This is a genomic window from bacterium (assembly GCA_024742285.1).
Taxonomy (GTDB): domain Bacteria; phylum Myxococcota_A; class UBA9160; order UBA9160; family UBA4427; genus UBA4427.
Genome location: JANSYR010000009.1, coordinates 94693 through 114781, shown reverse-complemented (window position 1 = coordinate 114781; position 20089 = coordinate 94693). Strand labels below are relative to the sequence as shown.

The window sequence follows — 20089 nt, the reverse complement described above, 5'->3', positions numbered from 1 at the left end:
GGCTCGACCCGAGATGACCCTCGCCGCATCCCGGTCTCCCCGCGCATGGCCGGCCCTGATCGCCCTGCTGCTCGTTCTGATCGGCGGTCCCCATCCCGTGAAGGGTCAGCTCGGCGACGCCCCCGCCCCCCCGCCGGGGGCGCGATTCGTGGAGGCCTCGGATCTCGACGAGGACGGCGACCTCGACGGCGAGGATCTGCGCCTCGCCTTCGGGCGTTGCGGCGAGAAACCGACTCCCGGCGGCTGCATCGTGTCTCTGCTTCCCGCCATCTATCGAGACGTTCAGCTGGTCGTGCCCCCGACGGTCTCCGAGCTTCGCGGAACCGGGGATGCGTCGACGTTGGTCGGGCGCATCGAAGGGAAGGTCGGCCCGATCCTCCATCGACGTCCGTCCGAGCGTGGACATGCGACGCGTTTCGTCTCGTTCCGGATCGACGGCGTGAAACAGCAGCTCGCGATCTCGCCCGGCACGCGACACAACTGCATCCGGATCGGCGACAAGACGCTGCACACGCTGGTCGGCGGTCTGATCGAGAACGTCACCTGCGAGAGCGTGGCCAAGATCGGATTCTTCCTCGAGGATGCGCCCGGCTGGACGATCCGTGGCAACCGGATCCGGTACATCGGATGCTGGGATGCGACGGGCACGTCCCAGGTCCCGTGGCGGCCGAACGGAATTCCGGCCGAGCGCATGGGCTGCGGTTCCTGGGGGCGAAACCAGCCCGACGAGTTCAATCAACCGGGTCGCATCACGCCGGGAATCGGGATCGAGATCACGCGCAACTCGCACGACGTCGACATCGATTCGAACCTCGTTCAGTACTTCACCAAGATCGGCATCCAGGGAATCTCGAGCGACGGCGCCGGGACCGGCGCGCACCCGCGCAACGGTCGGGTCGCGAACAACACCGTCGAATGGGGCTTGACCGGGATCGCGCTGGTCCGAACCCGGGAATGGACCGTGAGCGACAACGTCGCGCGCGATCTCTCCCCGGCCTGGATGTACGGCAACGTGGGGAAGGGATTCGGTTGCGCCCACGACGGCGTCGGGTCGCGGTGGTTGCGGAATCGCGCGCTCCGCACCGGCGGCGTCGGATTCGACATCGGCTGCTCCTGCCGCCCGTTCCTCGAGGACCCCCGAGAGAAGACCTGCCAGATCGAGGCCACGGCGAATCGGACCACCGACTCCTGCCTCCGAGTCGGGAAGGCCCTCGGCGCGATCGACGTCCAGACGAGACCTTCGGCGCCGGACGAACGACCCGCTACGGGCGTCGAGCTCTCGGGGAACGAAGTGGTTCGGACGCAATGCGACTCGGCGGTGAACCTCAGAGGATACGACGACGTTCGAATCGGGTCGGAGATCTCGCACCTCGAGGCCGGCCAGCGCTTCGGGCTGCGCGCCCGAGACGCGGGCGGCGTCGTCGTACACGCTCCCGCCTTTCGCGGGAGCGGAAAGGGCGTCGCTCTCCAGATCGATGCGTCGGAGGTACCCGCCCGGATCGAGGGCAGGCCCACCGGGGCGTGGGGTCCGGGGCGCAAGGGCCGCTGACCCGACCCGGTTAGAGCGAGTAGCCCAGACGCTCCATGGTCGGTCCCGCGATCTCCCGGAACCGGTCCGTCTGCTTCGTGCTCCACTCGCGCCAATGCGGCAGTCGCGGGGCTTCGACTTCGCCCCGCGTCCTGCGTACGATCGCGCGAACGAGTCGACGGCGGCGGCTCTGGGCACGCGTGTTCATGGGACGATCGACCATCGACTGCCAGGTCGATGCGTCCACGTGGAGATCGACCGCCCGCAGGACGTGCTCGTCGAAGTAGTCGTAGTCCGAGAGCGTCCGCTCCATCTGGACCGGGCTGCCGATCGACTCGAGGAGCGTTTCGTTCGTGTGCGCCCAGTACCAGCAGAGCTTGTCGAAGCGGTCGAATCGATCCCAGTTCGCACTGGCCGGATCCGCATCCGCGGGAACGATGGGCGTCTGGTGGTCGGCGGCGGTATAGACCACCCGCTCGTAGGCCGACCGGACGAAATCACGTCCGTCGCGGCAGACGAAGACGAGCGAGGCATCCAGCTGGTCCCGCAACCACGCGGCTTCGTAGCGCAGGTAGCTGTTGACCTCGCCGTAGACGCGGGTGCCCGGCGGGATCTCGAGCGCGTCGAATCGTCTCCGAAGCTGACCGTCGAGGACGCGGTCGAAGACCCCCGCTCGGCGCATCCCGACCAGCTTGACGTCGTCCGGACACGGTTCGTGGCGGACGGAGGCACCCTCGGCGCGATCCAGTAGGGCCGAGAGCATCTGGGTCCCGGCGCGCCCCATCGAGAGCACGAAGAAGTACCGCACCCTCGCGCTACTCCGGATAGCTCACGGCGAGCGGGCCGTCGGCCGGCGAAGCGGTGGAGGAACCGGTCGATCCGCGCACGAGCGATCGCTCCTCCGACATCCCCAGGATCCGGATGGCGGCGTGCACGAGGATCAACGGCACGACTGCGAAGAGCACGTTCGAGTACTGCTTCGCGATCGCGGATTCGAACTTCGTACAGAAGTAGTAGATGACCACGATCGAGACGAGCATCGACGCTGCCGTCGCGTGTTCTCCCGTCAGCGCCTCACTCATCACGCGCATGAGTGAGCCCAGGACCAACATGCCGACGAGGACACCCACCCATCCGAAATTGAAGTAGAGCTCGCCGATCTGGGTCGGCGCGGTCCGCGTATCGAGGCCATGGGAGTAGGTGTCGGTCACCCACTGCCCGACCGTGAACTCAGGCTTGTCTGGCCAGATCGCCCTCGGGATCGGTGCGACGAAGATCAGCGCGATGGTCCGCCCGTTCTGGTAGGGAACCAGGCCGGGGGTCTCACGGACGATCACGGAGGTGACGCCCAACCCGTCGATGCGGAGCGCGGTCGCGTCGAGCCCCTCCTCCAGGAGATCGAACACGTTCGATTCGGCGACGAACCGACTGAGCGAGTTCACGATCCGGCCGGGATCGGCCAGCGCTTCGACCGCGGACGTCCGCGCCCCCCCGATCAGATAGTCCTGGTAGTAGCGATTGAAGGGGTAGAGGATCGCGATACCGAGGACCCCGAGCACGACCCAGCGCCAGCCGATCGTCTCCTTGATCACCATGCGCGTGATGACCACGATCGCGACGGCGTTCAGCGCCTCGCGCTTGCTCCCGGTCAGGGCGCCGAAGATCGTGGCGATCGGCACCAGGACGAGGAGCGCGATCAGCATGCCCCTGTTCCTTCGCAGCTCCCACTCGCGCACGAGAAGGATGAGCGCGAAGAGCTGCGCGCTGCTCAGCGTCGAGGAGAAGCCGGAGCCGAGACCCGAGGACGAAGCCGCGGCAGCCAACACGACCGTGAAGGCCCAGCCGACGACCAGCATCCCGGTGGCGACGGCCGTCGTCGTCCCTGTCGGCCAGTCGTGGCGCAGGGGCGGCAGCCTTCGGATCGCCGCGCCGAGTGCGGGATTCGCGTAGGCGAGCAGGAGCGCGACGAGACCCATCAGCGCGATCCACTGCGCGCTCACCACGTCCTGCGCCACCACGAACTGGTCGCCCATCGAGCCCGGAACCGCATTGCCGCCCTCGGGCGCGTACCGAACGAGGGCGGGCATCCCGAAGTAGCCCCCGTAGATCAGGGCGAGGAAGGCGATCAACACGTGCCCTCGGCCTCGTGGGAGCGAGTTGTTGACCGCGATCGGGATCAGGCCGAGGGACAGCGTCACGGTGCCGAGGACCCAGATGGTCATCACGTCCCCGGAGTATCCCCGCGCGGCGCCGATGATGAGCAGCACGAAGAGCACGATGGGGGGGAGACCCAGCCCCCAGAGCGCGGGACGGCGTTCTCGAGCGAGCATCGGGGCGTCGTTCGCGTCCATGTGGGCTCCTGAAACTCCGAATCGTACCGTGCCCCGAGAGGGACCCGCATCTCTACCGGCATCGGACGGACGCGGCCGGATCTATAGCGCCCTCGGCGCCGACACGGCACGATACGCCCCGCGAGTCGACGCCCGGGCCGCACGACTCCGATTTCTCGTCGAACAGGTCGGATTCGGCTGTGAACGGCCCGATTTCGAGCCGATTGAGTAGTCACTGCGACCGTGTCCACGCCGACGAGGGGAGGGTCGCGGCACCCTCGATGGGACCCTGGATCCGGAGCATCGCATGACCACCTCCCCGAGCCCGCGAATCGTGATCGACGGGAGCATGGCTCGCGGCGGCGGCGGCTTCACGTATCTCGTGAACGTCATCCCCGTCCTGGTCGCGCTCGCGCCGGACCACGAGTTCCTGCTTCTCGTCCACCGCAAGGACATCGCCGACGACCTTCCCGAGCTCCCCAACCTGGAGATTCGGCAGGTCCCCGACACGGGATTCGTCGCGCGGATCTGGTGGATCTTCGTCGATGCACCGAGGCTCGCGCGAGAGTGGAACGCAGACCTGTTTTTCTCGGTCACGGAGTACGCGCCGCTCCGAGGTCCCTTCGCGGTGATCGCCGCCTTCCGAAACCGAGCGATCTTCACCCCGGTCGAGCAGGGCTGGCCGATCAAGCAACGCGTGCGACTCGGCGTCCTGCGACTGCTCGCCCGCGCGACGGCAGGAACGGCCTCTCGGATCGTCTTCGTGAGCGAGGACTCGGCCCGCGAGATCGCTGCCTCGATCGATCTCGCCCACGAGAAGATGCGGGTCGTCCATCATGGCATCGACGTCGCGCTCTGGGGGCGCGACCGCGCGCGACCGGATTCACCCGCGGACTACATCCTCTCGGTCAGCTCCATCTACCGCTACAAGAACTTCGTCCCCCTGATCCAGGGTTGGGCCGAGCTCTGCGAACGCCGTCCCGAGACACCCGACCTCGTGATCATCGGAGACGACCAGGACGCCGAATACTCCTCGGAGATGGACCGCGTCCGCGGTGAGCTCGGAGCGCTGGGCGAGCGCCTGCACATCCTGGGTGAGGTGCCCTATTCCGACGTCCCCGCGTGGTACCAGCACGCGAGCGTGTTCGTCTTTCCGTCCTACCTGGAGACCTTCGGGCATCCCCTCCTGGAGGCCATGGCCAGCAGGACCGCGCTCATCGCCTCGGACATCCCCGTCTTCAGGGAGATCGCCGGCGACGCGGCGCTCTACGCCGACCCGAACGAACCGTCGGAGTTCGCTTCGCGACTCGAGCGCGTGCTCTTCGAGCAGGGCGTGCGCGACGACCTGATCGAAGCAGGTCGACGTCGCCTGACCGGTTTCTCCTGGCAGCGCACCGCCGAGCGCCTGCTGGAGGTCTTCGAAGAGACCCTTCGATCCCGCTGACGAACCGCATTCGCTTCTCGATCCGCCGCTTGCGCCCTAGGGCGTGTCGGACGGGCTCGGGAACTTGTCCTCGACGCCGGCGCAAGGCGCGACGACCACCTGCGCGAGGAACGGCCCGCAGCCGCCGAGGACTTCGTGCCGGTCGCCGGGGCACACGACGAGGGAGTCGGCTGCCTCCAATCGATACGCTCGGCCTTCGACCTCGATCTCGCACGCGCCCTCGAGGACGGTATAGATCTCGTAGGCTCGTCGGTGGAAGTGCCGATCCTGCTTCGCGCGTTCGTTGAAGTAGGCGAACTCGACGTCCACCGACTCGAGGACGGGCGTCGCTTCTCCGCTCGAGGCCGGCCGCCAGTCCTCGGAGTCGGCAGTGCGCTCGGCGGAGGGCCAGATCTCCGTCACGACGACCTTCCGGTCACCCCGCGCCTGCTCGTTGCCACGATCGAGGGCAGAGTCGGAACCGATCGCGTCGCGGGTGACTCGCAGCGGCGGCACGACGTCAGTCCGCCGGGCCGGAAGGCTTCGCGAGACCCAACGCCTGGCAGAGATTGGCTTCGAACGCGTCGAACGAGAACGAGGTCTCGACGCGGGCGCGCGCCAGGCGACCTCTTCGTTCCAGGCCCTCGGGATCGGAGAGCAGGGTCGCGATCGCCTCGGCCGTCGCTTCCGGGTCCGCGTACGGAACCAGGACCCCGGACTCCTCGTCCACGACGAACCGGCCGGCGTCCATCGTCGAAGCGACGCACGGCAGCCCGTGCCACATCGCTTCGAGGTAGACCAGCCCGAAGCCTTCCTGCGCGCTCGGCATGGCGAAGACCGACGCCTCGGCATAGAGCTCCGAAAGCCGTTCGTCCGACACGCGCCCCTGGAAGACCACGGACTCGGCCACACCGCACGCGGTCGCCCGCGCCTCGAGCTCTTCGACCTGATCGCCCTGGCCGACGATCCAGAGCTCCGCGTCGGGGACGCGCTCGACGACCCGCGACCAGCCATCGATCAACGCCTCGTGGCCCTTGCCGGGCTGGTCCTTCCACATCCGACCGACGATCAGGGCGGCGGGCCGACGGCGGGCGGTCGCGACGGAGTCGGGACGCCGGTCGTTCCACTCGCGAATCCGCTGCGGTTCGACGCAGAGGGGAACGGTCGTGATCTTCGAGGCGATCTCCGGGATCATCTCCGAGAGCATCTCGTTCGTGAAGTCCGAGTTCGAGAGAATCGAGCGGGCGCCCCGGAGCGCATCGGCCCTCCGGTCGGAATCGGCACCGCGAAGCTCGAGCCCGTGGACGAAGATCCTGAACTCCGGGCGAGGGAGAGGGAGAGGGAGAGGCCAACCGGGGAAGAGGCCGCGGACGGGCCCCACGTGATCGAAGAGCACGAAGTCCGGCCGGCCGCGCAGGATCTCCCGCCAGAGCTGCAACACGAAGCGCGCCTGGCTCCCGGCCGCCCGTGATTCGCGCCCCTCCCCGGTCCCGTATCTCGGCGTGCCGTGCTCTTCGAGCAGCAGGACGCGATGAATCGGGCCAGAGCGTCCTTCGTCGCGCGCTCTCTCGAGGACGTCGACGATGGATCGGCTCACGCTCGCGATGCCACCATCGATCGAGAGTCCCGTCAGCGCGAGCAGGATCGAAGGCGCGTTCGCGCGGGAGACGGCCACGGGGCTCAGAGCTCGAAGCAGGCGCGCGACGTCGCCAGGATCGAATCGAGGGTGAGGGGAGACGCCTCGCCGGCCCGGATCGCTTCGAAGGTCTCCCGGATCGCGGTCGCCTGCCCCTTGTCCTGATTGATGCCCTTGACCCGTTCGCCCCCAGGCAGCGTCGTCTGGCGATAGTTGTCGCAGACGGCGCTCTTCCCGTCCGCATGGACTTCCCAGCGCTCCTTGGGCAGCTCGGTACTCGCATTCGCCAGGTAGGAGAGGGAAGCCGTCGATCCGTCCCCGTACCGGAGGAGCGCGATCGTCGAGTCGTCGCTCTCGGGATCGCGTCCCAATCGGACCGACTCCACACCGACCGGGTCCGATCCGACCAGGTAGCTGCACAGATCCACGAAATGACAGGCCTCGCCGACGAGCCTTCCGCCCCCGACCGCCGGATCGGTGATCCAGGTGCCCGAAGGCGTCGGTCCCGCCGAAACCACGTACTGGATCGCCATCGGACCCGCGCGCTGGGCGAAGGTCGCCTGGACTCGACGCGCGTGGGAGGAGAAGCGGCGGTTGTAGCCCACCATCAGGAAGCCGCCGGTCTCGTCGGCGGTTCGCGTGACGGCCTCGACCTCTTCCATCGTGAGGCCCACGGGCTTCTCGAGCCAGACCGACTTGCCCGCCCGAAGCGCCGCACACGCGAGCTCCGCGTGCGAGTCGTGAGGCGTCGTCACGAAGACGAGATCGACCGAATCGTCCTCGAAGACCTCGCTCGGATCCGTTCCTGCGCGCTCGAATCCGTACCGCTCCGCCGTTCGCATCGCCGAAGGACCCGTGGAGGTCACGACGGTCTCGAGGCGAAGATCCTTCGCCGACCCGAGCATCGGCAGGAGCACCGCCTTCGCGTAGTTGCCTGCCCCGACGAACCCGACCCCGACCTCGTCCTTCTTCGTGCGAGTCGTCCCCTTCGAGGCCACCGCCGCCGACCGCGAGCGGTCCGGATCCTCCGCGTAGCGGAAGACCGCCGCGAGCGACTTGCGCTCACCCTTCGCGAGGGCTTCGTAGACCTCGGTCGCCTTCTCGAAGGGGACGCTCTCGACGTCCATCGCGAGCGGGTCGATGGCGCCGCGCGCCGCAAGGTCCACGAAGGCCTGGAGGTTCCGCTGCTCGGTCCAGCGGACGTAGGCGATCGGATAGTCGAGACCGACCTCTTCGTAGCGGCGATCGTACCGGCCGGGCCCGTACGACATGCTCATCCGGAGATCGAGCTCCTTCTCGTAGAAGCTGCGGCGGTCGAGATCCATCGCCGTCGCGCCGACGGCGACGACCCGCCCCTTGTGACGGCAGAGCTCCGCCGCCAGCTGGATCGGCGCCGAGCTGTCCGAGGCGGCGGTCACGATCGCCATGTCGGCGCCGTGGCCTCCGGTGACGCTCGCCAGGAAGGGCGCGTGGTCGTCGCCCGGCGCGGCGCCGAACTCCATGCCCTGCGCCCGGGCCTGCTCGATTCGCGTCGGATCGAGATCGATCCCGTAGACGCGACAACCGTTGGCGAGGAGGAGCTGGACCGTCAGCTGCCCGATCAGCCCGAGGCCGATCACCACGACGACTTCGCCGAGGGAGGGATCGCCGACGCGCAGGCCCTGCATCGCGATCGCGCCGAGGGTCGCGAAGGCCGCCTTCTCGAGGGAGAGGCCGTCCGGGACGTGGGCGGTCAGGTTCTCGGGAACGACCACGAGCTCGGCGTGGTTCGCGTAGCCCGCGCCCGCGCAGGCGACGAGATCGCCCGGCACGAACGAGGAGACGCCGGAGCCCACGGCTTCGACCACCCCCGCACTCGCATAACCGAGCGGCTGCGGCGCGTCGAGCTTGTTCACGACGGTGCGATAGGTCGGGAGCGGTCCCTCGTGCTTGAGCTTGCGAAGGACCTGGTCGACGAGGTCGGGACGGCTCCGCGCCTTCCCGAGCATCGACTTCCGCGCGAAGTCCATCGCCATCTTCTCGGTCCCGGGCGACATGACCGAATGGACGTTCCGGACGAGGACCTGTCCCGGACCGACGGCCGGGGCGGGCACCTCGACGATCTCGAGGGAACCGGACCGCGGACTCTGGAGGACCTGCTTCACCTCGTGCTCCCCCGACAGTCCGGCGGCGCCTCGCCTGTCGCGCCCTGCTCGATGTGACCGACCCAGCCGGCGTGCGCCTCGAAGGGTGACGCCGCCGTGATGTCGTCGAGGGTCTTCTCGGCGACGCCGTCGGCGTCTTCGGCGCACTCGCCGACCGTCACGTCCGCGGCACTCCGGACGCCCGTGATTCGCGCATCCTCGTCCTCCATCGGCCCGCGCACCACGGCGAGACGCTGCTCATCGAAGCCCATGAGTCGGATCGCCGCGAGATCGACCGCGACGGGATCCGCCGAGGCGATCACCGCGCCGAGCGGGACGTCGGCCGGCGCGAGCGGACCCTCCCCCTGACCGGCGAGAACACCGTCGATCAGCGTGAGCACGGTGCGAACCGGACCGTCGTGGTCGAGATGGAGCCCCTCCTTGTCGCTGTAGTAGAGGCAGCGATTGAGGTCGCAGCACATGCGCCACGTCGTGCGGTTGCCGTACCAGTTCCCGGAGCGGATGAACTGGTCGCCCCGGGCGGCCGTCTCCACACGCCGCGCCATCTGGAAGATCTTGAGTCCCTTGCCCTTCGCGAGGAGCGGGCGAGCGATCTCGGTCGCTCGACTGCGCAGCCGATCGATCAACGAGTCCTGCGGAAATTCGTCGCCGCCCTCGCTGACGGATCCCAGGCTGTGATGGGGCAGCCAGTTCTTGTCGCCGTTGATGCCCACGAGGTTCTTGAGCGCGAGGGTCACGCCCGTCTTCTTGTGGGTCTTGAGCTTCGGCAGGTTGATCACGAGATCGGCGGAGAGCACGGTCTCGGACAGGAGATAGGCGTTTCGGCCGCCACTGTGATGCTCGGCGGTCGGGCCCGGATCGTAGTCGGCGCCGCGAAATCGATTCGGGTCGAGGCCGGAGCCGGTGAAGAAGCTGCGATCTCCGAGATCGACCGCGCGGTAGCCCGCCGGATCACCCGGGAGCGGGTGCCGCTCGTCGATGATGCCGTCCTTGTAGATCACCGCCTCTCGTCGCAGGTCGATGACCTCGAGCTCGCGACGGATGGAGTCTTCGTAGACGCCGACGATCTGGTCGAGACCGACGATCCGCCGGATGGACGGGAAATCGCAGTCCATCTGGGGCGCCTCGGCGATCGCGACGCTGCCGTCTGGGCCGGCGGCGATCATCGCGTAGTCCGCGACCGCGCGAACGATCGCGCCATGCGTGATCACGCTGTCGACCGTTCCCCCGCGACCATCCGAGGCGGGATTCCAGTGTCGAATGAAATTCGGCTTGAGCACGATCCGCGATCCGGGTCGCGCGAGATCTCCGATCGGATTCCAGTCGGGCGTGCCGTAGTTCGAAGCGTCCAGACCGAGGCCGATCAGTGCGCCGCGAACGGCGGCGTAGACCCCGTTCGGCGGTCCTTCGTCCGCTCCTTCTCCGAGCAGGCGATCGATCTCCGGGTAGCTCTTTCCCGGTCCCCACGGTGCGGCGATCCCGTCGTAGTCCGGCCGGCATCGCGCGAGCCCGACTCGCGTTCCGGGGTGGTTGGCGGTCATGCCTGATTTCTCCCAACGGATGACTTCACGGCGCGAAACTTACCATTCGCTTCGCGCGGGATTTCTGCGACGAAACGCAGATCGATTCGGATCTCTTCGCCCAGCCGCGAACGGAACTCCTTGATCAGGGAGGCCTCCGAGCGTTCGTCCCAGCTCCCCCGCGGCACGATCAGCACGTCGATCGCGTCCTTCGACGCCTGCAGCACCTGCGCTTCGGCCACGTCGAGCTGCTCCTTGAACACGTGATCCAGACGGCCGATGAAGCGACCGTCGGGGGTGACCACGTAGTCCTCCACGCGACCATCGATCTCGAGGAAGGCGTCTCCGGGCCGGCCACAGGGGCAGGCGTGCTTCGATCGGGTCGCCACGTCGCCGATGCGATAGCGGACGAAGGGCGTCGCCGCGCGAGAGAGACCGGTCACGAGGAGCGGTCCGCGCACGTAGTCCTCGGTCTCCTCCTCGACCTCGACCTCGACGAGGCCGAACTCCATGTCGACGTGGAGACGGCCCTCGGGACAGCTCGCCATCGAGACGACGAACTCGCTCGAGCCGTAGCGATCGACGATGGGCGCACCGAAGGCGTCCTCGATCGAGGCGCGCTGGAACGCGAGCAGCGACTCGGACGAGGTCAGCACCGCTTTGAGGCGGCCCCTGGACAGCGGTCGATCCGCCTCGAGCATCGCCCGCGCGATGAGATGGAGCGAGGAGGGATACCCCTGGACGTAGGCCGCCTCGAAGCGGTGGATCGCATCGATGTAGTGAGGAAGGTGCTCCGCGGTCATGTGATAGAGGGAGAAGAGCGTCTGACGATTCCAGGCGTTGTAGCGCCAGAAAGGCGGGCGCTTCGCTTCGTGGGGGACGAGGATCTGACCACCGAAGGTGAGGTGCCGATCGTAGAGCTCGATCCCTGCCCACATGCGGCCGCGCCAGAGGGCGACGAACTCCTCGGCGAGCGCCTCGGGCGTCCACCACAGCGGCAGAGCGGTGCCGGTCGTGCCGCTGGTCTTCCCCTCGACGAGCTGATCCCGGGGAACGTCCTCGGCGAGGAAGCGTTCCGGCGACGCTCGGTAGTCGGACTTCTCGAGAATCGGGAGGCGGTCGAGGATGTCGCGAATCGCCGCCTCGGGGTCGCCGTCCGGAGACGGCCAGGTGAGGGCGAGATCGCGGTAGTAGGGCACGTGGTCCCGGGCGCGCTGGAGCAGATCGAGGAGCCGCGCGAGCTGGATTCGATGGAGTTCTTCGCGCGGCCCCGTGCCCGACTTCATCCACGCCGCCAGCGTCCGATGAAAGTAGGGAGTGAATCGGGCGCGCGAACGCTGCCAGCCGGCCCAGGTGCAGGCGACGTGCTGGAGCGAAACCGGGAGTCGCGTATAAATGGAATCGAGGTTCATGGAAGTCCGGCTGGGAGGCCCGAGAGGCGCGCGTGCCTGGGGGCCTTCGCGACAGAACCCGGTATCGGCCGAATCGACGATCTCGCAAAGACGTTTCCGCCCGTTTCAATGGTGTGTTTACACCCCATTTCTGCGCTCCCTCCACCGACCGGCCGACGCCCATCGCGGTTCGAACCGTCGCGCGAGGACCGCGAGACTAGCGGACCTGCCGCGTTTCCTCCCTCAGGGGCATCCGACCCCATGACCGAACGACTCCTTCGTCTGTCCGGGACGTCGCTCGGAGAGTCCGACCGGCGCGATGCTACGGTCGGCGGCGTGCGCCTCCGGGTCCTGGAAACACGTCGCGACGTTCGCTTCGTCCACGCCACCGGGCCTCGAGGGGACTGGGCGACGTCTCGGCGCACGATTCTCCGCCGGGAACGGAACGGCGAATGGACCCCGGTCGCACGGTTCCCGTTCTCGGGCGCCGTCGACGCGCTGGGCGCCCTGCGGCTGACCGAGCGCCTCCTCCGCCTCGACAAGTGCAACGTCTGGCCGATGCGGAACGGACTCCTGCTCGGGATCCGTGGCGGGAAGGTCTACCGAATCGACCCCGAGACGGACCGGGTCGACGCGCTCTTCGAGATCCAGGGCGACTGCGTGATGAGTCGCGCCCTCGCAGAGGATGCCGCCGGGAACGTCTACTTCGGCGAGTACTTCATGAACGCGGATCGAGTGCCCGTGAAGATCTGGAAGGTCGACGCCGACCTCTCGGAGGGGCGACCCGTGTACGCCTTCGACGAGCCCCGCGTCCGCCACGTCCACGCGATCCACGCGGATCCCTACGCGCCGGGGCGGTTGTGGTCGACGACCGGCGACTTCGCCGGCGAGTGCTTCCTCTTCTACTCGGACGACGGATTCGAAACCGTCCACGCCATCGGCGAAGGCGATCAGCTCTGGCGGGCGGTCGGCCTCCACTTCTCCGCCGACTCGCTCCACTGGCTGACCGACACGCACATCGACCAGAACCGGATCGTCTCGCTGCGCCGGGACGCGACGGAGCCCGAGATCCACGGAGAGCGCGACGCTTCCAGCTGGTACATCGCCGAAACGCGCGAGGGCGATCTGCTCGCGACCACGACGGTCGAGCCCGGCCCGGGGATCCAGACGGATCGCGTGCGGCTGCTCGCGTCCCGGGACGCCGAGCGATGGGTCACGGTGGCCGAGTTCCCGAAGGACCGGTATCCGATGCGAGGCTTCGGCTTCGGCTCCTTGTGGCTTCCGGCGGGCGAGCTCACGAGTGAGGGCTTCTGGGTCTCGGGGGAGGGGGTCGAAGGACTCGACGGGATCTCGATGCTGTGCAGACTGGAGAACGAAGCGTGAGGGCCACGATCGGCAAGCTGATCAAACCGGCCTTCGACGCGGTGGTGGACCGCTTCGATTCGTCGACGCATCTCGCGACCCACCTCGAGACCGTGCGACGCCTGACGAGCGAACCGGCCGACGGCCTGCGCGAGCGGCCGGCGTTCGCGGCCGTCTCGGAGCGCATCGGCGGCGCGGGCGATCCGGACGCATCGCCCTTCGCGCTGTGGCTCGTGCACGATCCCGATCGGCCGGAGCTTCCTCCGACCGAACCCCATCCGGCCCCCGAGACGTTCACGGAAGAGGCCTGGACCACGAAGGGCGAAGCGACGGGACGTGCGGCGTGGGCGAGACTCGATCACGAACGAACGAACGAGCGCGACGTCGCCGCCCTGCTCGACTCCTTTCCGCCGGAGCGCTGGTTCATCTTCAAGCGGGGTGTCTTCCCCGGCACGTCGGTCCTGCTCGCGGATCTCGTCCGCTGGGCCGACACCCAGGGAGACGCGCCGCGAGATCCGGCGATCCGATCCACGGGCTCGGCCGCGCTGCGGGCGCTCGTCGACGTGCTCGATCGTTTGATCAAGCACATCGAAGTCCGCCGAAACGACGCCCTTCCCTTTCACGTCGATGCAGCCCGCCAGACGCGGAGCGAAGCGGCGGCGCAGGTCGAGCGGCTTCGGTTCGCGATGGCCCTGATCGAAGCGAGCCGCGTCTTCGGCGACCTCCGCTACCTCAATACCGCCATGAAGCTCGTGGACCGGGGTCTCGTGGATCAGCGTGGCCAGATCGCCGATGCGCGAAACGCCGACGTGGCGCTCGCCTACCTCTTCGCCTTCTGCCTGCAGGAGGAACGTCTGTCCGAGGTACTGACCGGATGAGCAGCTCGACCCGCGTCGTCGTTCTCGCCCCGATCGCGAACAGCCCCTTCTCCCGCTCGGTCTGCGCGCTCGTCGCAGAGGAACCGGGACTCGAGCTCGTCGGGATCGTATGCCGACGCATCCTGAACCCGGCTCGACTCCGCAGCGAGCTGAAGCGCGACGGCGTCCGGCTCGCCCGCAAAGCCTTCCGAAAGATCGTGCTCGCCGAGGCGGACGACAGCGCAGGAGACGAGCCGGGGTTCCACGATCGCACGAGGGAGGCGGGCGTGGCCGACCTCTCCCTCGATGCCTTCGCCAGACAGCGCGGCATCCCGATCGTCCACGTCGCCGACCACAACGACGACGAATCGATCGCTGCGATTCGGGACATGCGACCCGACGTCGTCGGATTCACGGGGGGCGGCATCATCCGCCAGAAACTGATCGACGTCGCGGGCCGCGGGATCTTCAATACCCACATGGGGCCGCTCCCCGCATACCGTGGAATGGACGTGGTCGAATGGCCGATCCTCGAAGCGGACGCGGAATCCGAGGCGCGCTCGAAGGGCCCGGAGCTCGGGGTCACCCTGCACTTCATGGACAAGGGCATCGACACGGGCCCCATCGTCCGGATCGATCCCGTCCCGATCCGTCACGGCGACACCATGGAACGGCTGCGACGCCGCTTCGAGCCCGTGATGGTCGACATCCTCCTCGAAGGCCTGCGCTGGGTTCGCGATGGCGGCGCGGACGAGCGAGCGCAGGCGGAGGTCGACGGCCGTCAGTACTTCGTCATGCATCCGCGCCTCTACGAAGAAGCGAGGCGTCGACTCGCTCGTTTCGCCGAACGAGCCGGAGATCCCGTCGATTGAAGGGACACCGGTCGCGCGCCGGGCGAGCTACGACCCGGCCCCGTCCTTCAGATGGACCGTCGCGACCACCGGCAGATGATCCGACGCCTTGCGCGCGGCAGGAGAGTCGTGCTCGCGAACGTCGACGACGTCGGCATTGCTCGAGTAGATGCGATCCAGGGAGAGCAGCGGGCGACCCGACGGGAAGCTCGCGGGCCAGTCGCGGTTGTGATGGAGACCGAGGCTCTCCTCGAGGACCTGCGAGCCCTTGCAGTTGCGCCAGGCGTTCATGTCGCCCATCAGGACGGCGGGCCCCGCGTTGAGGGCGGGGTGTTCCATCAGCGACTGGACCTGGCGATGGCGGGTGCGGTCGACGAGGGAGAGGTGGGTCGCCACGACGCCGAGGTTCGCGCCGGCGGTCCCGACATGGGCGGCCAGGGCGCCGCGACGTTCGATCCGCGAGTAGGAGATGTCGAGGACGGACACGCCGGTGATCGGGTAGCGGGAGAGGATCGCGTTGCCGAGCTGACCGCGGCGATGGCGGCGGGTCGCCGCGAAGGCCATGTAGAGGTCGAGCTCCTCGCAGAGCTGGCCGAGCTCGTCGTCCGCCGTCGGCCCCTCCTCGTCGAAGGGCCGGAGCACCTCCTGGAGGGCGATCACGTCCGCATCGATCTCCGAGATGACGTACCCCGCCCGTGCGACGTCGGGCTTCGCTCGCCCGTTCGCTCCCTGCCAACGATGGACGTTGTACGTGGCCACGCGCACTGAGTCGGACATGATCAGAGGCGGTATCGGCCGTCTGGGTCCCATGACCAAGCACAAATGCGGCTCGAGGGGCAGCTTCCGAGCCGTCTCGACGGCGTCCCGGGCCTGATTGACCGAGTCCCGAGCCTGGGTCCCGAACGCCTTCACCCGCTCGACGGACTGGTCCCGCGCGTTGCGTACCCGCTCGACGGACTGGTCCCGCGCGTTGCGCACGAGGACCCGCGCCCGGGCCGTCGCCTCGGAGGCGCGGTCGCCGGCGCGGTTCGCGCGATCGCGGAACTCCTGGGTCGCCGCCTCGGTCTCGCGGCGCCGGGTGGCCTTCTTGGGCTTCGCAGCCACGGTTTCCTCACTGTCCGGGCAGGGCCGAGGGGACTCGGCCAGGGGCGGGGGGCGCGCAGCGGGAGTGTATGGCGTCCCCCCGGCTGCACGCGGACCCGCATTGTATGGCGTCCCCCCGGCTGCACGCGGACCCGCATTGTATGGCGTCCCCCCGGCTGCACGCGGACCCGCATTGTAAGCCGTCTGCCGTGGGGGTCGCGCAGCGGGAGGCTGCGGGTCGGGGCGTGCCCGACCGCCCGATCGGGGGTAGGATGCGGCGCCCGATTCGGTCAGGCCCCGGGTGATCCGGCGCCACACCCCCGAATTCGGCCGCTCCGGAGCCCGCATGTCGTCCTTCCTCCCGTTCCGCGCCTTCGTGGACCGCCCCTCGGCGGCCCGTGGACCCGTGCGTGGCCGACGAGAGGCGACCTGCGGCCGCCGCCGCCGACCCGCGACCGCGCGCTCGCTCCGTCCGAGCCGTCCCTAGGCTCGCCGCCGGCTCCGCCCGCGATCCAGGCCCCTGATTTTCGGGCCAGCGCGGATCCCCCCTCGGGGTATCCGTTGATCGCCGCGACCGACGCGAGCCCACCTCCGCTTCGAACCCGATCGCGGCGCGCCGTTCCACCGGAACGTGGCCCCGCTTCGTTTCTCTCGAGCGCCCCGGCTCCGATCGGGCGCGAGGTCTCGCCATGTCCGCTTCTGAATCGACTTCCCTCCAGTCTCCCCCGCCCCCTGCCGTAGCCGCGTCGGCCCGGGATCTCGTGGCCGCGCTCCGGGATCGCGGGCGGGCGACCGGGCCCCTCGATGGGCCCGTCTACCACGAGACCCTCGAGCGGCTCGGCACCCTCCGCGCCGCCGCCCCAGCCCTCCCGGTCCTGTCCTCCGGACACGGTGAAGGCGCGCGGGTCGTCCTCGCCGACGGTCGGCGGGTCGTCGACCTCGTCGCAGGACTCGGCCCCTACGTCTTCGGCCATCACGACGAGGACCTCCTCGAGACCGCGGCGATCGCAGCCGCGAGCGACGTCGCCTTCCAGAGTCACGTGCTGCCCGGCCCGCAGTACCTCACGCTGACCGAGCGCCTCGTCGAGCTGGCGGGACCGCGGCTCCAGCACGCCTGGCTCGCGCTTTCCGGATCGATGGCGAACGAGAACGCGCTCAAGATGCTCTTCCAGCGCAGCGCCCCGGCGGACCGGGTGATCGCCTTCGCGCGGGCCTTTCACGGGCGGACCCTCGCGATGGCCGAGCTGACCGACCGCCCCGCCTATCGGGACGGCCTCCCGACCCGGGACTTCGTCGATCGCGTGCCCTTCTACGACCCGTCCGATCCGGACTCGACACGAAAGAGCGTGGCGGCGCTCGAGGCGCTGATCACCGCGCAGCCCGGCGGCCATGCCGCCATGTGTTTCGAACTGATCCAGGGCGAAGGCGGCTTCCACGATGCGCCGCGCGAATTCTTCGTGGCGTTGATGGAGACGTGTCAACGCGCCGGAATCCGCGTCTGGATCGACGAGATCCAGACCTTCGGTCGGACCCGGGACCTCTTCGCGTTCCGGACCCTCGGACTCGACGCGTTCGTCGATGTCGTGACGGTCGGCAAGATCCTTCAAGGAAGCGCGACCCTCTTCACTTCGGACATTGCACCGCGCCCCAAGCTGATCGCGGGGACCTGGGCCGGTTCGACCGTCGGCATGGCCCTCGGTGCGCGCATCCTGGAGCGCCTCGCGTCCGAGGGCTACTCGGGGGCGGGGGGCCGGATCGACCGCCTGGCGGGCTGGATCGATGGCGCCTTCGCCCGCCTCGACGCGGCGCTTCCCGGTGTGATCACCGCGCGATCCGGGGCGGGCGCGATGCAGGCCTTCGTTCCGTGGGAAGGCGACGCGAAGGTCACGACGGAGCTCGTCGAGATCGCCGCCGAAGAGGGCGCGCTCGTCCAGACCGCGGGCGGGGATCCGATGAAGATCCGACTGCTTCCTCCGCTCAACCTGACCGAGGCCGAGCTCGAGGACGGCTTCGCTGCCCTCGAACGCGCGCTCGTCCGGGTCGCCCGACGACACGGGCTGCCGATCTTCGACGTCGCGCCGTCACGTTAGGCGAACGCGTCGAGGCCGGGTTCTAGCGGTCGCCCCGTCTCCGGATGAGAGCGGGGCGGCCGCTCGGACCGAGCGTGCGTTCGGGTCGAGGGACGTCTCGATCGAGCACCGTCTGGCGTTCCGCGCGCCGGGCGTTCTCGATCGCCTCGTCGCAGAACTTTCGAAGCGCCTCCGAGAGGACGGGCAGGACGCGGTCCGAGGTATTGAAGCCGGACGCGGCCTTCACGTACGCCTTCAGCTTGCTCGCGACGACCAGGATGTCTTCATCGGAGGACGCCCGCGACGTCGACGTCTTCGATCCACTGGAGGCCTTCTTCGCGGGGGCGCCTTCCGGCGGATCCGGCGTCGTGGGCGCGCGGGCCTCGACCGCCCAGGCCTCGCGATGACGTTCGGTCGGAAGGTGGATCTCCCAACAGTCGACGGAGCAGAAGACGAGCCCCGTTCGCTTCCGGTTGCAGGTGGACACGCTGCACACCCAATGAACGGCGCCGAGCGCGATGTCGTTCTTGCACGCGCTGCAACGTCGCCATCGCTCGCCGCCGCCCTGGCTCATTCGGTTCTCCCTCGTCTCCATACCCGCGCCCGCGCCGCAGGCGGACGAAGCGTCGCGATCTTCGGCGAGCTCGTCCAGCACGGACGTCGATTCGTGGAATGAACCGCTCGGAGTACATATGAGAGACCGCCTCGCCTCCTCGCCCTGCGGCCCCTCGGGTCGAGCAGCGGCCGAACGAGCCCTCCTACTCCATTCGGGCGCTCGAATCTCGTGCAGTTGGAGCTAGACTCGGCCGGCCCCGGCCCCGGCTGCCTTCCCGCGAAGCCGCAGCGTTCGGCCCGAACGTCCGTCCGTCCCCTCCCACCGCAGCCTGCTCTGCCGCGACGACCTGGAGACCCCCGCGCCCGTGCCCGACCTGGTCGTGTCGCTCCTGTTGATCCTCGCCGGATGCGCGCTCCTCTACGTCGGTGGAGACATGCTCGTCTCGGCCTCGACGTTCATCGCGAACCGGATCGGGATGAGTCCGATCGCGATCGGAGCGACCGTCGTCGCGATCGGGACGAGTGCGCCGGAGTTCTCGGTCAGCCTCGACGCCGCCCTCTCCGGCCATTCGGGCATCTCCGTCGGAAACGTCGTCGGTTCGAACGTCTGCAACATCATCCTCGTGCTCGGACTCTGTGCCCTCATCCGTCCACTCCGCGCTTCACGCGAGGTGTACCGGGTCGACTTTCCGATCCTGATCGCCGTCTCCGCGATCTTCACCTTCATGGTCAACGACGCGCTGATCTCGCGGTTCGAGGGCGTCCTCCTCGCCCTCGGCCTCTTCACCTACGTCGGTTGGAACCTGCGACGCGCCGCCGAAGACGTCGAGATGGGCGAGTTCCTCGGTGAGGAGGTCGCCGAGGCGCTGGGCGATCAGGACGAGAATTGGCTGCTTCCGGTCGGCCGCGCCGTCCTCGGGATCGCCTTCCTCGGCCTCGGCGCGAAATGGCTCGTCGACGGATCGCTCCAGACTCTCGCTCCCTACGCGCTCTCCGAAGCCGCGATCGGGATCAGCGTCGTCGCGCTCGGCACGAGTGTCCCCGAGATCGGGACCTCCATCATCGCCGCCCAGAAAGGCCATGGTGATCTCGCCGTCGGCAACGCGATCGGCTCGAGCGTGTTCAACCTGCTCGGCGTACTCGGCGCGACCGCCTCGATCCGGCCCCTGCCGGCGAACGACGTCGATCTCGTGGACGGTGCGATCCTGATGGCGACGAGCCTCGCCGGACTCGTGCTCGTCGCGCGTCCGGGCGGGATCGGCCGAATCCAGGGCGCGGTCCTCGTCGGGACGTATCTGCTCTATCTCGCCAACGCGATCTACTGAGCAGCGCGCTCGTTC

General features: G+C 68.5%; 16 protein-coding genes. 7 read left to right on the top strand and 9 right to left on the bottom strand.

The window, feature by feature from the left end:
- Positions 1-13: 13 nt before the first annotated feature.
- Complete coding sequence (locus NXI30_17065) at positions 14-1549, top strand: hypothetical protein (protein ID MCR9095935.1); 1536 nt, start codon at positions 14-16, stop codon at positions 1547-1549.
- Between the two features lie 10 nt (positions 1550-1559).
- Here NXI30_17065 and NXI30_17060 read toward each other — a convergent pair whose 3' ends face one another.
- Both NXI30_17060 and NXI30_17055 read right to left on the bottom strand, forming a co-directional pair.
- Positions 1560-2336 carry a hypothetical protein gene (locus NXI30_17060; protein MCR9095934.1) on the bottom strand — a complete coding sequence of 259 codons (777 nt, stop codon included), beginning with the start codon at positions 2334-2336 and terminating at the stop codon, positions 1560-1562.
- Between the two features lie 7 nt (positions 2337-2343).
- Positions 2344-3879 (bottom strand): O-antigen polysaccharide polymerase Wzy family protein, encoded by a 1536-nt coding sequence (locus NXI30_17055; GenBank protein ID MCR9095933.1) that lies wholly within the window; start codon positions 3877-3879, stop codon positions 2344-2346.
- Positions 3880-4165: 286 nt separating this feature from the next.
- Here NXI30_17055 and NXI30_17050 point away from each other — a divergent pair, with 286 nt between their 5' ends.
- Positions 4166-5302 (top strand): glycosyltransferase family 4 protein, encoded by a 1137-nt coding sequence (locus tag NXI30_17050; GenBank protein ID MCR9095932.1) that lies wholly within the window; start codon positions 4166-4168, stop codon positions 5300-5302.
- Between the two features lie 36 nt (positions 5303-5338).
- Here the strand turns inward: NXI30_17050 and NXI30_17045 are convergent, their stop codons facing one another.
- From NXI30_17045 to NXI30_17025, 5 genes are read right to left on the bottom strand one after another with little or no spacing between them, the layout of a single operon-like run.
- Positions 5339-5797 carry a cupin domain-containing protein gene (locus NXI30_17045; protein MCR9095931.1) on the bottom strand — a complete coding sequence of 153 codons (459 nt, stop codon included), beginning with the start codon at positions 5795-5797 and terminating at the stop codon, positions 5339-5341.
- Positions 5798-5801: 4 nt separating this feature from the next.
- Positions 5802-6956: a glycosyltransferase family 4 protein gene (locus tag NXI30_17040; GenBank protein ID MCR9095930.1), complete on the bottom strand. Its 1155-nt coding sequence runs from the start codon at positions 6954-6956 to the stop codon at positions 5802-5804.
- A gap of 5 nt (positions 6957-6961) precedes the next feature.
- The gene (locus NXI30_17035) at positions 6962-9061 is read right to left on the bottom strand and encodes a bi-domain-containing oxidoreductase (GenBank protein ID MCR9095929.1); all 2100 of its coding nucleotides are present in this window, start codon (positions 9059-9061) and stop codon (positions 6962-6964) included.
- Positions 9058-10602: a DUF362 domain-containing protein gene (locus NXI30_17030; protein ID MCR9095928.1), complete on the bottom strand. Its 1545-nt coding sequence runs from the start codon at positions 10600-10602 to the stop codon at positions 9058-9060. Before NXI30_17030 ends, NXI30_17035 begins: the two co-directional genes overlap by 4 nt.
- A complete protein-coding gene (locus NXI30_17025; GenBank protein MCR9095927.1) occupies positions 10599-11993 on the bottom strand; it encodes a hypothetical protein in 1395 nt (464 codons plus the stop codon). The genes NXI30_17030 and NXI30_17025 overlap by 4 nt, the downstream gene beginning before the upstream one ends.
- Before the next feature lie 240 nt (positions 11994-12233).
- Between NXI30_17025 and NXI30_17020 the strand changes: the two genes are divergently transcribed.
- The 3 genes from NXI30_17020 to NXI30_17010 are packed head-to-tail and all read left to right on the top strand — an operon-like array spanning position 12234 to position 15063.
- A complete protein-coding gene (locus NXI30_17020) occupies positions 12234-13355 on the top strand; it encodes a hypothetical protein (GenBank protein ID MCR9095926.1) in 1122 nt (373 codons plus the stop codon).
- The gene (locus NXI30_17015) at positions 13352-14212 is read left to right on the top strand and encodes a hypothetical protein (protein ID MCR9095925.1); all 861 of its coding nucleotides are present in this window, start codon (positions 13352-13354) and stop codon (positions 14210-14212) included. The genes NXI30_17020 and NXI30_17015 overlap by 4 nt, the downstream gene beginning before the upstream one ends.
- On the top strand, positions 14209-15063 hold the full coding sequence (locus NXI30_17010) for a hypothetical protein (GenBank protein ID MCR9095924.1): 855 nt from the start codon (positions 14209-14211) through the stop codon (positions 15061-15063). Before NXI30_17015 ends, NXI30_17010 begins: the two co-directional genes overlap by 4 nt.
- Positions 15064-15090: 27 nt before the next feature.
- On the opposite strand, the gene NXI30_17005 is transcribed toward NXI30_17010, so the two are convergent.
- Positions 15091-16146, bottom strand: coding sequence for an endonuclease/exonuclease/phosphatase family protein (locus NXI30_17005; GenBank protein ID MCR9095923.1), 1056 nt, complete (start codon positions 16144-16146; stop codon positions 15091-15093).
- A gap of 668 nt (positions 16147-16814) precedes the next feature.
- Between NXI30_17005 and NXI30_17000 the strand changes: the two genes are divergently transcribed.
- On the top strand, positions 16815-18215 hold the full coding sequence (locus NXI30_17000) for an aminotransferase class III-fold pyridoxal phosphate-dependent enzyme (protein ID MCR9095922.1): 1401 nt from the start codon (positions 16815-16817) through the stop codon (positions 18213-18215).
- Between the two features lie 22 nt (positions 18216-18237).
- Here NXI30_17000 and NXI30_16995 read toward each other — a convergent pair whose 3' ends face one another.
- Positions 18238-18768 carry a hypothetical protein gene (locus NXI30_16995; protein ID MCR9095921.1) on the bottom strand — a complete coding sequence of 177 codons (531 nt, stop codon included), beginning with the start codon at positions 18766-18768 and terminating at the stop codon, positions 18238-18240.
- Positions 18769-19114: 346 nt separating this feature from the next.
- On the opposite strand from NXI30_16995, the gene NXI30_16990 reads away from it, so the two are divergent.
- A complete protein-coding gene (locus NXI30_16990) occupies positions 19115-20074 on the top strand; it encodes a calcium/sodium antiporter (GenBank protein MCR9095920.1) in 960 nt (319 codons plus the stop codon).
- Positions 20075-20089 lie beyond the last annotated feature (15 nt).

Excerpts from the sequence above, each read along its gene's own strand:
- NXI30_17065 (MCR9095935.1), top strand. The coding sequence starts at position 14 with ATGACCCTCGCCGCATCCCGGTCTCCCCGCGCATGGCCGGCCCTGATC.
- NXI30_17055 (MCR9095933.1), bottom strand. The coding sequence starts at position 3,879 with ATGGACGCGAACGACGCCCCGATGCTCGCTCGAGAACGCCGTCCCGCG.
- NXI30_17050 (MCR9095932.1), top strand. The coding sequence starts at position 4,166 with ATGACCACCTCCCCGAGCCCGCGAATCGTGATCGACGGGAGCATGGCT.
- NXI30_17030 (MCR9095928.1), bottom strand. The coding sequence starts at position 10,602 with ATGACCGCCAACCACCCCGGAACGCGAGTCGGGCTCGCGCGATGCCGG.
- NXI30_17025 (MCR9095927.1), bottom strand. The coding sequence starts at position 11,993 with ATGAACCTCGATTCCATTTATACGCGACTCCCGGTTTCGCTCCAGCAC.
- NXI30_17020 (MCR9095926.1), top strand. The coding sequence starts at position 12,234 with ATGACCGAACGACTCCTTCGTCTGTCCGGGACGTCGCTCGGAGAGTCC.
- NXI30_17010 (MCR9095924.1), top strand. The coding sequence starts at position 14,209 with ATGAGCAGCTCGACCCGCGTCGTCGTTCTCGCCCCGATCGCGAACAGC.
- NXI30_17000 (MCR9095922.1), top strand. The coding sequence starts at position 16,815 with ATGTCCGCTTCTGAATCGACTTCCCTCCAGTCTCCCCCGCCCCCTGCC.
- NXI30_16995 (MCR9095921.1), bottom strand. The coding sequence starts at position 18,768 with ATGAGCCAGGGCGGCGGCGAGCGATGGCGACGTTGCAGCGCGTGCAAG.